General features: G+C 36.5%; 11 protein-coding genes. 9 read left to right on the top strand and 2 right to left on the bottom strand.

All coding sequences use genetic code 11. The features are described 5' to 3' along the window. Window positions 1-58 precede the first annotated feature (58 nt). The 8 genes from PQ459_09500 to rsgA all read left to right on the top strand — a co-directional run bounded on the left by PQ459_09500 (window position 59) and on the right by rsgA (window position 9,547). Window positions 59-529: a hypothetical protein gene (locus PQ459_09500; GenBank protein ID WDF45135.1), complete on the top strand. Its 471-nt coding sequence runs from the start codon at window positions 59-61 to the stop codon at window positions 527-529. Window positions 530-860: 331 nt separating this feature from the next. Beyond that, a complete protein-coding gene (dnaX, locus tag PQ459_09505) occupies window positions 861-1,943 on the top strand; it encodes a DNA polymerase III subunit gamma/tau (protein WDF45136.1) in 1,083 nt (360 codons plus the stop codon). A gap of 191 nt (window positions 1,944-2,134) precedes the next feature. Continuing rightward, a complete protein-coding gene (locus PQ459_09510; protein WDF45137.1) occupies window positions 2,135-2,560 on the top strand; it encodes a hypothetical protein in 426 nt (141 codons plus the stop codon). Window positions 2,561-2,584: 24 nt separating this feature from the next. Further along, the gene (locus PQ459_09515; GenBank protein WDF45138.1) at window positions 2,585-3,721 is read left to right on the top strand and encodes an AraC family transcriptional regulator; all 1,137 of its coding nucleotides are present in this window, start codon (window positions 2,585-2,587) and stop codon (window positions 3,719-3,721) included. 94 nt (window positions 3,722-3,815) lie between these two features. Further along, window positions 3,816-5,255: a serine hydrolase gene (locus PQ459_09520; GenBank protein WDF45139.1), complete on the top strand. Its 1,440-nt coding sequence runs from the start codon at window positions 3,816-3,818 to the stop codon at window positions 5,253-5,255. A gap of 61 nt (window positions 5,256-5,316) precedes the next feature. Further along, window positions 5,317-6,795, top strand: coding sequence for a serine hydrolase (locus tag PQ459_09525; GenBank protein WDF45140.1), 1,479 nt, complete (start codon window positions 5,317-5,319; stop codon window positions 6,793-6,795). Between the two features lie 445 nt (window positions 6,796-7,240). Next, window positions 7,241-8,320 carry a chorismate mutase gene (locus PQ459_09530; protein WDF45141.1) on the top strand — a complete coding sequence of 360 codons (1,080 nt, stop codon included), beginning with the start codon at window positions 7,241-7,243 and terminating at the stop codon, window positions 8,318-8,320. A gap of 300 nt (window positions 8,321-8,620) precedes the next feature. Then, window positions 8,621-9,547, top strand: a complete 927-nt coding sequence (gene rsgA, locus PQ459_09535) for a ribosome small subunit-dependent GTPase A (GenBank protein ID WDF45142.1) — start codon at window positions 8,621-8,623, stop codon at window positions 9,545-9,547. 61 nt (window positions 9,548-9,608) lie between these two features. Here rsgA and PQ459_09540 read toward each other — a convergent pair whose 3' ends face one another. Both PQ459_09540 and PQ459_09545 read right to left on the bottom strand, forming a co-directional pair. Continuing rightward, a complete protein-coding gene (locus PQ459_09540) occupies window positions 9,609-11,021 on the bottom strand; it encodes a hemin receptor (GenBank protein WDF45143.1) in 1,413 nt (470 codons plus the stop codon). A gap of 30 nt (window positions 11,022-11,051) precedes the next feature. Then, window positions 11,052-12,098: a prolyl-tRNA synthetase gene (locus PQ459_09545; protein ID WDF45144.1), complete on the bottom strand. Its 1,047-nt coding sequence runs from the start codon at window positions 12,096-12,098 to the stop codon at window positions 11,052-11,054. A gap of 146 nt (window positions 12,099-12,244) precedes the next feature. On the opposite strand from PQ459_09545, the gene proS reads away from it, so the two are divergent. Further along, window positions 12,245-13,720, top strand: a complete 1,476-nt coding sequence (proS, locus tag PQ459_09550) for a proline--tRNA ligase (protein ID WDF45145.1) — start codon at window positions 12,245-12,247, stop codon at window positions 13,718-13,720. Window positions 13,721-13,827 lie beyond the last annotated feature (107 nt).

Below are 13,827 nucleotides of genomic sequence, written 5' to 3' on the forward strand. Positions count from 1 at the left end.
AAAGAGAGCAAGTTTTTTGCTCTCTTTTTTTTGTTATATTTAGTCATAAAATTGAATTATGATGAATTGCTTTGAGTTACCACTTTACAAAAAATCACAGGAAATCTACGAAACTTTGAAGGTCATTACGGATTTGTTTCCAGAAGACAATGATTATTTACAAACCGTCAAGCAACATTTGTTGGGCGATAGTATGATTATTCAGGCAAAGATTTGTGGCGCAGAAGCAGTAAAGTTATATGACATAAAAATGGAGAATGCCACAATCATTAGGAAAGCGGCGCGCGATATAATGGTCGGTGGTAACAATTTAGAACACTTTGGTTTCTCCGATGCAAAATATTATCATCTTGTCAGAAAATTAGTTGACGAATTTAGACTTTTGTTTATCGATTGGGTTGGAACTTTTAATCAGAAACATTATATCGTTGATGATTGGGGATTGTTTAATCCACTTGGAGTTTCTCCAGACCATATTCAAAGCGATGACGAACTGGACTTTTTGGATGAGGACGATGAAGATTATTAATGAAATTTTTTTGGGCAGCTTTTCCGCCTTCCGCTCCCAATCTTTTTTGCAGACGATTTCAGTTTAAATAGAACTTTGGTACAAGCAAAAAAGGATTTCCGCTCAAGTCGGGCTGCAGCTTCGCAAAGTTGAAAGTTTGTTTTCTAGTTTCAGATTTACCAACCGTTGAAATTTATCTTTGGTGAGTTTTACGTCTTTGCGTACCTTAAAAATATTTTCAATAATTTCAAAGAAATCTTTGCGCTCTTTGTGTTTAAATCTTCTCCCAAACCAACAAACAATTATTTAAAAACCATTTCCAAAATTCACAATTAATCCTTACTTTTGAGCAATGGAAAATTTCATCGTATCCGCACGCAAGTACCGTCCGCAAGAGTTTGACACTGTTGTTGGGCAATCGCACGTTACCGATACTTTGGAACACGCCATCGATGAAAGTCAATTGGCTCAGGCTCTGCTTTTCTGCGGGCCAAGAGGTGTTGGTAAAACAACATGCGCCAGAATTCTAGCAAGAAAGATCAATGAAAAGTCAGGTGCTGCAGATGATGATGGTTTCGCATTCAATATTTATGAATTGGATGCCGCTTCCAACAACTCGGTTGATGATATTCGTGAATTGATTGACCAGGTTAGATTTGCACCTCAAGTAGGGAAGTACAAAGTGTATATCATCGACGAGGTTCATATGTTGTCTCAGGCTGCTTTCAATGCGTTCCTGAAAACTTTGGAAGAACCGCCAGCGCACGCTATTTTCATCTTAGCAACGACTGAGAAACACAAGATCATTCCGACGATTCTTTCCAGATGTCAAATCTATGATTTCAAAAGAATCACGATAGAAGATATCCAGGAGCATTTGAGAAAGATTGCTGAGAAGGAAAATATCACTTACGAAGACGATGCGCTTTACTTAATTGCTCAGAAAGCGGATGGTGCTTTGAGAGATGCTTTATCTATTTTTGATAGACTAAGTACTTTTTCTCAGAAAAACATCACACTCGAAAAAGCAGCGGAAGTTCTCAATATTCTGGATTACGACCAATATCTGAAAATCGCTGATTTAGCTAAGGAAAATGATATCCCAGGTGTTTTGACAGCATTCGACGAAATTGTGAAAAAAGGTTTCGATCCGCACATTTTCATTGCCGGATTGGGAAATCATTTCCGCGATTTGATGATGGCTCAAAATCCAAAAACTTTGAACCTGATCGAAGTTGGAGAAAAAACAAAATCCAAATTTGCCGAGCAATCCCAAAAATGGAAAGCTCAGGAATTGATAGACGGAATCGAGATTTGTAACTTCGCCGACATCAATTATAAAAATTCCAAAAATCCACGTTTGACAGTTGAGATTGCCTTGATGCAATTATCAAGTCTCACGGCAGGTTTGGAAGCTAAAAAAAAAAGTTCTTAATATTAGCGCCACTTCTTGAAGCTAATTTAATTTCCGAAAAAAAACCAGTCTCTACTGAGCCAAAACCTCAGGCAGAAACCAAACCAGAACCTGCAAAATCAGCTTTCGAAGAACCTAAAAAGGTAATTCAGAAAGCGTCTGAACCGATTGCCAGAAGTTCTTCCAATTCCAAATTCAGCATCAAAGCGGCTTTGGAACAAAAAGAGGAAATCAAGAAAGATGAGTTTGCTGAGATCAAAGATGAAAATCTGCCTTCCAACCATTTCTCACAGACCGATGTGGATAGAGAATGGGATATTTTCCTTAAAAATCTTGCCAGAACCAATACTTTCGTCTACAACGCCATCAGCAGTTTCAAGTTAGAAAAAACGGATGAACATCAGATCACGGTCAAATATTCTTCCGAATTTGCAAAGTCGGAATTCGACAGATTGAGCATTGAATTCTTCAACCATTTCAAACACAAAGTCAGCAACTTCAAAATTGAAATCGAATATCAGACAGATTTGACCATCAAAAAAGAAGTTTTGACCAAGCGTAAGATCTTTGAAAAGTTTGTGGAGATCAATCCGCTTCTGAAAGATCTGGACGATTTGATGCGTTTCGATTTGACGTAGTTTTTATAACTATATTTCATACCATTGGATAAGCTCAGCTTTTTAGAAATCACTGCTTTCATCGGAATTTTCGTCATTCTGTTCCTTGCCGTATTTTTGCTGACCGTTAAAACTAAACATAAAGTAGGAAACCAACTTTTCGCATTTTTTCTTATCGGAAATGCCATAGATGCAGTGAAATTTTTGATGCGAGAATTTCCGGTTAATTATATCAATCTCGAGGCATTTCGGTGGAGTTTTGTGTATTTGGTTCCGGCATTGTTTTACCTTTATATATTATCTGTCTGCTATTCTAATTTCCGTTTAAAAAAGAAACATTTACTCCACGCCATTCCTTTCGCTGCCTTCAATTTTTATCTGATGTGGGGAATTTATTTTGTAGACAGACCATCTAAAATACAGTTTATCAACGGTATGAATGATATGCCTTTGATGCAGTTTTTTCAGTTTCTTTTTGAATGTATATTTCAAGTTTATTTTATTTCTTCATTTTTGGTGATTAGAAAATCTAAAACGGTTTACCTTCAAAATTATACGAATCCAAATATTTCTGTACTCAATGCCCTGCATAAAATATCAATTCTCTACTACTTTCTGCATTTCATAGTTCTTGTAAGATGGTTGGTCACTTTTATCTTCGGTTCAGGCGAAATTCGGGTATGGGTTGTAACACTTGATGGGTTTGCATTTTTAATTTGCACTTGTTGGTATTTATTTGAAGCATTAAATAATCCGGAATTTTTTAGAGGTGTCAATTCACAGTTAAAAGTAATTGAAGAAATTATCCCGAAAAAAGAATCTTCTCCTTCAATTGATGATGAAAAAAATAATCAGATAGAATCTTTGAAAGATTTTATGATTTCAAATGAACCTTATCTGGATTCAACATTAACGATTCAGGATTTGGCAGAGCAGGTGAAAATGCCGGTCAAAGATTTATCGGCTTTGATTAATCTGTATATGAACAAACATTTTTTTGATTTCATTAATGAATATCGAATCGAGAAGGCGAAGGAGATTTTGAAAGATTCTTCACAAAATGATTTGACTATTCTGGAAATTCTCTATCAGGTTGGTTTCAATTCTAAATCTTCATTTAGCACTTCATTTAAAAAACACACGGGGAAAACGCCTACGGAATTTCGTAAAAATTCATTTTAAGTATTGAAATTATTGAAAAATCAGTTCGACTTTTTTTAATCGGTCGTGTATTAATGCGTTCTGAAGCATCTTTGCATCAAATTATAAAATCAAAATGAAAAACCGATTTTTCTTATTAGTACAAATTTTTTTATTTGCAAATATGCTTTATGCCCAAGAATTAAATAATCCTAAAGAAACAAATAAGAGACATCAAAATTCGACAAAACAAAAATCAGAAATCAATCAAATTGATTCCTTAATGGCAAAATCCTACGAAAGAGGTTTATTTAATGGGAATGTCCTTATTTCTAAAAACAATAAAATCATTTATCAAAAATCATTTGGTTTTACCGATGAGACGCGACAAACAGCTCTAACCGATAAATCAATATTTAACATTGGCTCTATTGCAAAAGAGTTTAATGCTGTTTCAATAATGATTTTGGTGGAACGTGGTCTTCTCAACCTTGATGACCCGATTTCCAAATTTAATTTGGGATTACCAAAATGGGCAGAGAAAGTGAAAATACATCATCTGATTAATTATGCAAGTGGCATTCCTCCAATAGAGTCAGGGCTAAATCCGGTAAGTGATGCAGATGCGTGGAGGATTTTGAGAAGCAATGATGATTTATTATTTGAACCTGGAACAAGCTACAAATACGATAACGGCAATGTGTTTTTGCAAAGAAGAATTATTGAAAAAGTAACAGGAATGTCATTCCAGGAATTTGTCATTAAAAACATTGTTAAACCGTTGAAAATGACAAATTCAGTTTTTGACCCAAAATCAGGTTTTAAAAACCGGACGTCCTGTTATGATTTTGACAATGTCAGATGTCCGGAAATGAATTTCATTAGTGGATGGCTTTGGGTAGATATCAATGATTTTTATAAATGGATTGAGGCTATGAACTCTAATCGTTTAATTTCCAAAGAATCCTTTCAAACTTTGTTGAATAATCCATACGCAAAAGACGAAGGTGGCTCAATTGGCAGATACTTTGAAAAAGAAGAAATACAAAGACACAATGGCGTATCATATAAATTTGAATCCATCTTTTTAAACGATTTTAAAAATAATATTACGATAATTCTACTGTCAAATAATCTCAATAGAGTTTGGGATTTGGGCTATACTATTCACAATCTGATGTTAGGAAAAGATTATGAAATTCCTAAAAAATCTGTTTATCTAGCGATAAGAAAGGAATCTCTCGACAACATAAATAAAGCTATTGAGAGGTACTATTTACTCAAAAAAAATTCTGAAAAAGAATACAGTTTTGAAAACCCAAACGAACTGAATAAATTAGGATATGAACTCTTAAGACTTGGAAAAAACAATGAGTCAATAGAAATATTTAAACTGGCTACAAAAGAATTTCCTAAAGATGCCAATCTCTTCGATAGTTATGGAGAGGCTTTGTTACGCAATAATCAAAAAGATAAAGCGATACAAATGTATCAAAAATCGGTTGAGCTAAATCCTGAAAATGAAAATGGGAAACAAATGCTTTTGAAAATTGAAAAGGAAATTACGGGGGAATAATGTTTAGATGTAACAAAGTTATTCGATGAGTTGTCATATTAATTAGAATCAATTATTCCAAATGAAAAAACTACTTTCCATCATCATCTTAACATTCGGATTTTCAGCATTTGCCCAAAAAACTTTAACTGAAAAGCAAATTTACGCAGTAATGGATGCTCAGGCAGAAGCATTCTTGAAAGAATCAAAAGCAAATTCTTTCTCTATCGGAATCGTAAAAGACGGAAAAACCTACACCAGACATTACGGCGAAATTGACAAAGGGAAAGGAAATAAAGCCAACAATTCTACATTGTTTGAAATTGCTTCCGTTACCAAATTATTTACCGGAACATTGGTGGCGAAAGCTGTTCTGGATGGGAAAATCAATTTGGATGATGACATCAGGAAATATATCACAGGTTCTTATCCGAATCTTCAGTTTAATGGAAAGCCGGTTACGATTAAAGATTTGGTTTCTTTGAAATCTGGTTTTAATAAAGATTTGCCAGACCGAAGTGAAGTGATGAAAGTAAGGAATGACAGCACCGCTTTCAAAGTTGAAAAACTGGAAAAAGCTTACACGAAAGAGCAGTTTTTCAAAGATTTGAATTCAATCAAAATAGAGACTTTACCAGGAACTGTCTATAATTATAATAACGGAACTCTACAACTGACAGCACATATTCTTGAAAATGTTTATGGAAAGAGTTATGAGACTTTATTGAAGGAAAATATCTTAATTCCTTTAAAATTAAATCACACAAAACTTCACATCAATCAAAATGAAAAGATTGCAAATGGCTACGATGGAAACGGCGTTCTGATGCCATTTTTACCATATTCACTTTGGGGCGCACAAGGATATTTGAAGTCTAATCTAACGGATTTGACCACATTTCTGAAATTTGAATTGGATAAGAAAAATCCGCTGGTTCAGGAATCGCAACGGGATTTGCTTAATAATAAAAATTATTGGAATGCTTATTTTTGGGATGAAGTGACCGTCAATCACAACGGTCGAAATGCCAGAAAACACGGTGGCGCTTTTGGAACGCAGAATTTGTTTTGGGTTTTCCCGGATTATAACATCGGTATTTCTGTGATCACCAATCAAGGTGGCGAAAATACTTATGGGAATTTATACAATGCGGTCCAAAATCTGATTGACGATTTGAAACCGTTTGGTCAGAAATTAATCGGAAGAGAAATCGAGAAAAAATGTTTTGAAAATATTGATTCAGGAATTGCTTATTACAAAGAATTAAAGAAAAATAAACCCGATTCTTACAATTTTTCTGATGAATCTGAATTGAACAATCTGGGCTACAAACTGATGAGAAGTGGAGCAGTAGAATCAGCCATCAAACTATTTCAACTCTATGTTTCCGAATTTCCAAACTCTGGAAATCCTTATGACAGCTTGGCTGAAGCTTATTTCAATAATAAAGAGTATGCGCTTTCTAAACAAAATTATTTGAAATCTTTGGAGCTAAATCCTGATAATTCAAACGCCAAAGAAATGCTAGTGAAAATCGAAAATGAAACAAAATCAAAATAGGTTCAATTTTATTTTACTACAACATTTGTCAGTTAATGAAAAATTAATTGCCCAATCGTAGTTCTCATTTCCCATTAATTTATATATTTGTTCAAGATTTCGCTGACAACAGTGGAAATCAATTAACCCAAACAAGCTAAAAAGCCTTCCAGTAAGGCATTTACAAATGGAATCAATCCAATTTCCATATCTTTCAACTTTTGCATCTGCCGAGTATTTTGGTGGATCATTTAGCTTTTTTGGAACTTATTATAGAAATTTTAGAACCTATTACCGATTTTATTGGTTTAGCTAAAAAATTTCTTTCTCAAAAATCTACGGAAACATTCAGCTGTCCGTATCTCATTTAAAATTTTTAAACGTCATTTTTTTGGAAAAGAATTATAAATAAACATTTATAACAGATATACTATTGCATTAATTTAAAATATATAAAATTAGAAATATGAACTTAAACGAATTGACAAATGATTGGGTAAACGACTTCGCAAACCCAATGATCATCGCAGGACCTTGTAGCGCAGAAAGCGAATCTCAAATGCTTGGGACCGCAAAAAGACTGAAAGAAAGTGGTGCGCAGATCTCCGCTTTCCGTGCTGGGATCTGGAAGCCAAGAACAAAACCAAACGGTTTCGAAGGTGTAGGCGTGATCGGTCTTAACTGGCTGAAAAAAGTAAAAGAAGAATACGGTTTCAAAACAGCAACTGAGGTGGCAAACGCGCATCACGTTTTCGCAGCGTTGGAAGCAGATGTGGACATCCTTTGGATTGGTGCACGTTCTACAGTGAATCCATTTACAGTTCAAGAGATCGCTCAGGCGTTGAGAGGAACAAACAAACCGATTTTGGTGAAGAATCCAGTGAATCCAGATCTTGCACTTTGGATCGGCGCTTTGGAAAGATTGTTAGGGCAAGGGATTGAAAATGTTGGTGCGATCCACAGAGGTTTCTCCACTTATCAAAAAACGAAATACAGAAACATTCCGAACTGGCAGATCGCTTTAGATTTCAAAAATCAGTTCCCGAATATCCCATTATTCATCGATCCATCTCACATTTGTGGGAACAGAACAGGTTTGGCTGGCGTTGCACAGGAAGCTTTCAACGTAGGTTACCAAGGTGCGATCATAGAAAGTCACGAAGATCCGGACAACGCTTGGAGCGATGCTTCTCAGCAGATCACGCCGGAAGTTTTGGCAGAGATGATCGGCAATCTTCAGATCCGTAACTCGGATATCTCAGGCTACGAGGACGAGATGGGAAAACACAGAACACTCATCAGCGATATGGATTTCCAATTGATCGAGTTGCTTTCCCAAAGAATGAAGATCTCCGAAAAAATCGGAACTTTAAAAAAAGAGAACAACATCGCAATCTTCCAGCCAGAACGTTGGAAAGTGATCACAGAATATGCCAACCAAAAGGCGAGTGAAACAGGTATGTCCCAGGATTTCATCGAGAAAGTTTTCAAAGCGATCCACGAAGAAAGTATTGAGGTTCAGAACGGCATTATGATCAACAAATAATTGTCAGTCTGAGGCTCTCGAAGACTTGGCATTGTCAGTCTGAGGTTCTCGAAGACCAGAATTATTTGGGCAGCTTTTCCGCCTTCCACTCCCAATCTTTTTTGCAGACGACTTGTCTTCAAAAGAGATTGAAGTGGAAGCAAAAAAGGATTTTCACTCAGGCCGGGCTGCAGATTCAACGTAGAACACGTTTTGTCAAATAAAATACAAATAACCCTTTCAGATTTCAAACTCTGAAAGGGTTTTTTATTTGTCAACACGATAAAAGCTTTAACTTTGTGAAATATTAAAATCTATTTTTTGAAAGGAATCATCATCAAATCTACGGGAAGCTGGTATCAGGTTTTGGAAGAGAAAACTAAAACTGTTTACGAAGCCAGGATCCGAGGCAAATTCAAACTGATAAAAACAAGACTTACAAATCCACTTGCAGTAGGAGACGAAGTCGAATTTTCTTTGGAGCAAGATGATGTGGCCTGGATCACCAAAATCTTTCCGAGAAAAAATTATCTCATCAGAAAATCGGTGAACCTTTCCAAAGAAGCTCATATCATTGCATCGAATGTTGATATTGCCTGTTTCATTTACACTTTGAAGTTCCCTGAAACCTCGTTAGGATTTTTGGACCGTTTTCTTGCTTGCTGCGAGGCTTATAACATCAAGCCCTTGATATTATTCAACAAAATGGATACTTTGAATGACGAGGAAAAGGAAATTGTAGAAAACATCGAGACAATGTACCAAAACATCGGTTACGACACTTTGAATATCTCATCCTACACAAAACTGAATCTCAATTTCTTAATTGATAAGATTAAAGATAAAACATCAGTGTTTTTCGGACATTCAGGTTGTGGGAAATCAACTTTGGTCAATGCAATGCAACCTGATCTTCATATCAGAACTGGTGAAATTTCGGAATCTCAACTCAAAGGGAAACATACCACAACTTTCGCTCAGATGCATTTCTGGGATTTTGGAGGTTCGGTGATCGATACACCTGGCGTTCGTGAGTTTGCAATGATCGACGTTCAGAAAGAAGAGATCCAGCATTACTTTCCTGAAATCTTCCAGGCGGGTAGGAGTTGCAAGTATCACAACTGTATGCATATCAATGAACCGAAATGTGCCGTTCTGCAAGGATTGGAAACAGGCGAATTAGAAGAGACCCGATACATTACCTATCTCAAACTGATGGAAGAAGCAGAAGAGATGAATCAAAACTAAAATAAAAAAAGTCCTGTAATAATTAATTTACAGGACTTTTATTTTATTTAAAATTGAAACTTTAGAATTTCCAACCAACAGTTACGAAGAAGTTATTTCTTGTATTCTTCACTTTAGAAACAGCGTAAGCATCACTGTTGACATCAAAACCACCGTTGAAATATCCTGAGTTGTAATCTATATTTCCTTGTAGGAATGGACTGCTATATTCAGACGTGATACTTTGGTATGATGCATCGATGTAGAAAGCCTGAAAGTCATATCCCAAACCTGCACCGATTGTATTGCGTTTCCCCACTAAGAGGTTAGAATAAGATTGGTTAGATGCCAATCCATTGTCATTATAACTTAGTAAAGATAAATTATCAAAATTGTTTCCTTGGTACGCATAACCACCTCTCAACCTGAATGCACTGATTCTGTACTCTGCACCAGCTCGTACTTCTGAAGAATTCTTGTAAGAACCATTGAAGAAATCGTTCAATTCTCTTTCTGCATTGCCATATTCCTTATACTTAGGTTTAGTGATACCTTGGATAAAATCGACATTCAAAGCGAAATTTTTACTAGGAACGAACGCAGCACTTAAAGTCGCTTTCATTGGCGTTACCAAAGTTCTGTCTTCTTGAAATAATTCAGAATTATAGTCGAAATAATGCTGTGTATAAACACGGTCAATATTCCACCAGGTAGGCGATTCTACAGCTGCACCAACCCTGAATTGATTGCTCAATTTGGCAATAACACCTATGTTTGCAGAGAATCCATCAGAGTGTTCATCAAAACCTGTGTATTGTTTGTCGTACCCAAGAGAAGTTTTGTCATAATCTGAATAGAAGTTCGCTCTATCATTTTGTGTCAAGAATGAATTATGAAAATTAAGTCCTGCACCAAAGTATAAACGGTTATCATAATTAGCACCTACCGCAAAATTTAATTTTGATTGATCTCCATATCGTTCATAAACATGACCTTGATAAGTATAATTAATGATTGTATTAGCAACAGAAAAATCATCTACAATTTTTATATTCCCGTTACCTGCGGATATCGACCTGTTATCCAATGATCTATTAGAATAGTTAACTCCAATATTTATAAACTTCCATTTCGAAGCAGTGTCAGCGAGATTAAAAGTCAGTAGTCCTCCTGTATTGCCAATGTCAGTATTATTAACCTTGCTGACCTGAGATTGACCAGCAAGAGTAGTTGTATTTTTATTATTGTTAATACCTAAAGTAAAGTTTAAATCGTTTGTGATAAAAACTCCAATACCAGCTGGATTCACATTGGCAGAAGAGATGTCACCACCCAATGCGCCTATAGATCCTGCCATCGAATTGTATTTTGCTGTCCCGTTGATTGGATTAGCTGAGTAGACATCTACCGTGTTTGTGAGTACTGAAATGTCCTGAGCCTTCAGATAAACAAAAGAAATGGGAATGCTTAGCAGTAATAAAGTCTTTTTTAGCATTTTTATATGAAATGTTTTTTTAATTAATGATTATCTTCTTCCACCGCCACCGCCGGATCTCATTCCGCCGCCACCAGATGAACCACCAGATCTCATTCCGCCGCCAGAGTTGAAACCTCCAGAACTTCCGGATCTACTAGGTGAATATGATTCATTTCGGAAACCACCATTGTTAGGAGAAGTTCTCACATTCCCGTTATTAGGATATGTTTGGTTTCTTGTACCTCCGTTATTTGGATAATTATTTCTAACATTTCCATTGTTTGGATATGTTCTGATACCGCCATTATTTGTTCTGATACCATTTGGGTTTCTCATTCCATTATTACCAGTTCGGATGGCACTATTTCTAGTTCCAACATCATTTCTGATATTTCCTGCTGTTCTGATTCTGCTGTTATTGATACCTTGGAAACGGTTGTCATTTCTACCACCGACTCTATTTTGAGAGATCATGCCACCAAGTCTACCTGACCTGTTATAGTTAATTGGATGATAGTATCCGCCACCATAGTAACCGCCCCAGCCACCATAGCCGTAGCCCCAGAATGGATCATAGAATCCGCCGCCCCAGCCCCAAGGCGAATAGAAGGAGTCACCCCATCCAAATCCCATTCCCCAACCCCAAGAGTTGAAAGGACTGTTCCAGCCGTACATTCCGTAGCCAGGATATCCCCAGCCGCCAAAACCTCCCCAGCCAAAGCCCATTCCCCAGCCACCATAGCCCCAGTTGTTGAAGCTCGTGTAATTGGTTTCAGAACCTGTAAAAGTTCCCCAGTCAGAAGAACTGCTCGCTAGATTGTAACGATTGTCCTGATCCTGAATGTTTTGTTGGTTGTTATCATAGATGCTCGGATAGGTATCTTGATAATTGTAGTAATTGTCAACCTGATTGTTACCATAAGAATATGTTCCCGCTGGTAAAGAATCTCTATTTGGGTCGTAGTAGACACCATCAGTTTCTGAATAACCACCTGTGTAGATCACACAAGAGGTCAAAAGAGAACTGCTGGCAATCAAGATCAAAGCTTTGGATCTGATCAGATTTAAAAAGCGATTATTGTTGATATTTTTCATTTTATGAGAAGTATTAAGTTTGCTATATTTGTATTCTTAAAAGAAACCAAATTTTGTACCAGTAATTATTTACAAAGTAGCGTAAAATTAGGCTTTTTATTTAGATTAGGAAAAGTTAAAAAAGTTAAAAAAAGTTTTAAAAAAATATGGCAAAATTAACATCAAGAGCAGAAGATTATAGCAAATGGTATAACGAATTGGTTGTTAAAGCGGATCTGGCAGAGAATTCTAGCGTTAGAGGATGTATGGTGATCAAACCTTACGGATATGCGATCTGGGAGAAGATGCGAGACGAGATGGACAAAAAGTTCAAAGAAACCGGACATCAAAATGCTTACTTCCCGCTGTTTGTTCCCAAAAGCTTATTCGAAGCAGAAGAGAAGAATGCAGAAGGTTTTGCCAAAGAATGTGCTGTCGTTACACACTACAGATTAAAAACAGACCCAAACAATCCAGCTAAATTGATTGTTGATCCAGACGCTAAATTGGAAGAGGAACTGATTGTACGTCCAACGTCCGAGGCGATCATTTGGAGTACTTATAAAAACTGGATCCAATCTTACAGAGATCTTCCGATCTTGATCAACCAATGGGCGAATGTTGTACGATGGGAAATGAGAACCAGATTGTTCCTTAGAACTGCAGAATTCCTTTGGCAGGAAGGCCACACCGCACACGCTACAAGAGATGAAGCATTAGATGAAACTGAGAAGATGTTGGAAGTATATGCAAAATTTGCAGAAGACTTTATGGCAATCCCGGTTTTCCGTGGTATCAAGACACCTTCAGAGAGATTTGCCGGAGCAGATGAAACCTATTGTATCGAAGCTTTGATGCAAGATGGGAAAGCTCTACAAGCAGGAACTTCGCACTTCTTGGGTCAAAGTTTCCCGAAAGCTTTTGATGTGAAATTTACCAACAAAGAAGGAAAACAAGAATATCCTTGGGCTTCATCTTGGGGAACTTCTACAAGATTGATGGGCGCATTGATTATGACGCATTCTGATGATCTTGGTTTGGTCTTGCCTCCAACTTTAGCGCCAATTCAGGTTGTCATTGTTCCAATTTTTAAAGGAGAAGAGCAATTGGCGGAGATCAGTGAAGTGGCTTTGGAAATTCAAAGTAAATTGAGAGCGAAAGGAATTTCGGTTAAATTTGATAATGACACGCAGAACAAACCAGGCTGGAAATTCGCTGAATATGAATTGAAAGGTGTTCCTTTGAGAATTGCGCTTGGACAAAGAGATCTTGAAAACAAGACCGTAGAGTTGGCAAGAAGAGACAATCTGACCAAGGAAACAGTTTCTATCGAAGGTCTTGATGTTTATATCGAAGAATTATTGAAAACCATTCAAAGTGATATCTATAATAAGGCTTTGAAGTTTAAAGAAGAAAATATTACGAAAGTTGATTCCTACGAAGAGTTCAAAAAAGTCCTTGTGGAAAAAGGTGGATTCATCTTGGCGCATTGGGACGGAACTGCAGAGGAGGAAGAGCAGATCAAGCAAGAAACCAAAGCGACCATCAGATGTATTCCTTTGAACAATGAGCAGGAAGATGGGGTTTCATTGATATCAGGGAAACCATCCAAGCAGAGAGTTGTATTCGCAAAAGCTTATTAATACTATATTTCTATAAATTAAAATCCGGAGAATTTCTTCGGATTTTTTGTTTTAAAATAAATTCGAAATTCAAAAGTTAAATTCATAATTAGTTAAAGTTTTATTAA

The sequence above is a fragment of the Chryseobacterium sp. KACC 21268 genome, from assembly GCA_028736075.1.
Classification (GTDB): Bacteria; Bacteroidota; Bacteroidia; order Flavobacteriales; family Weeksellaceae; genus Epilithonimonas.

Bases quoted from the DNA above. Each gene is read 5' to 3' on its own strand.
- PQ459_09500 (WDF45135.1), top strand. From the start codon at position 59: ATGATGAATTGCTTTGAGTTACCACTTTACAAAAAATCACAGGAAATC.
- dnaX (WDF45136.1), top strand. From the start codon at position 861: ATGGAAAATTTCATCGTATCCGCACGCAAGTACCGTCCGCAAGAGTTT.
- PQ459_09520 (WDF45139.1), top strand. From the start codon at position 3,816: ATGAAAAACCGATTTTTCTTATTAGTACAAATTTTTTTATTTGCAAAT.
- PQ459_09525 (WDF45140.1), top strand. From the start codon at position 5,317: ATGAAAAAACTACTTTCCATCATCATCTTAACATTCGGATTTTCAGCA.
- PQ459_09530 (WDF45141.1), top strand. From the start codon at position 7,241: ATGAACTTAAACGAATTGACAAATGATTGGGTAAACGACTTCGCAAAC.
- PQ459_09540 (WDF45143.1), bottom strand. From the start codon at position 11,021: ATGCTAAAAAAGACTTTATTACTGCTAAGCATTCCCATTTCTTTTGTT.
- PQ459_09545 (WDF45144.1), bottom strand. From the start codon at position 12,098: ATGAAAAATATCAACAATAATCGCTTTTTAAATCTGATCAGATCCAAA.
- proS (WDF45145.1), top strand. From the start codon at position 12,245: ATGGCAAAATTAACATCAAGAGCAGAAGATTATAGCAAATGGTATAAC.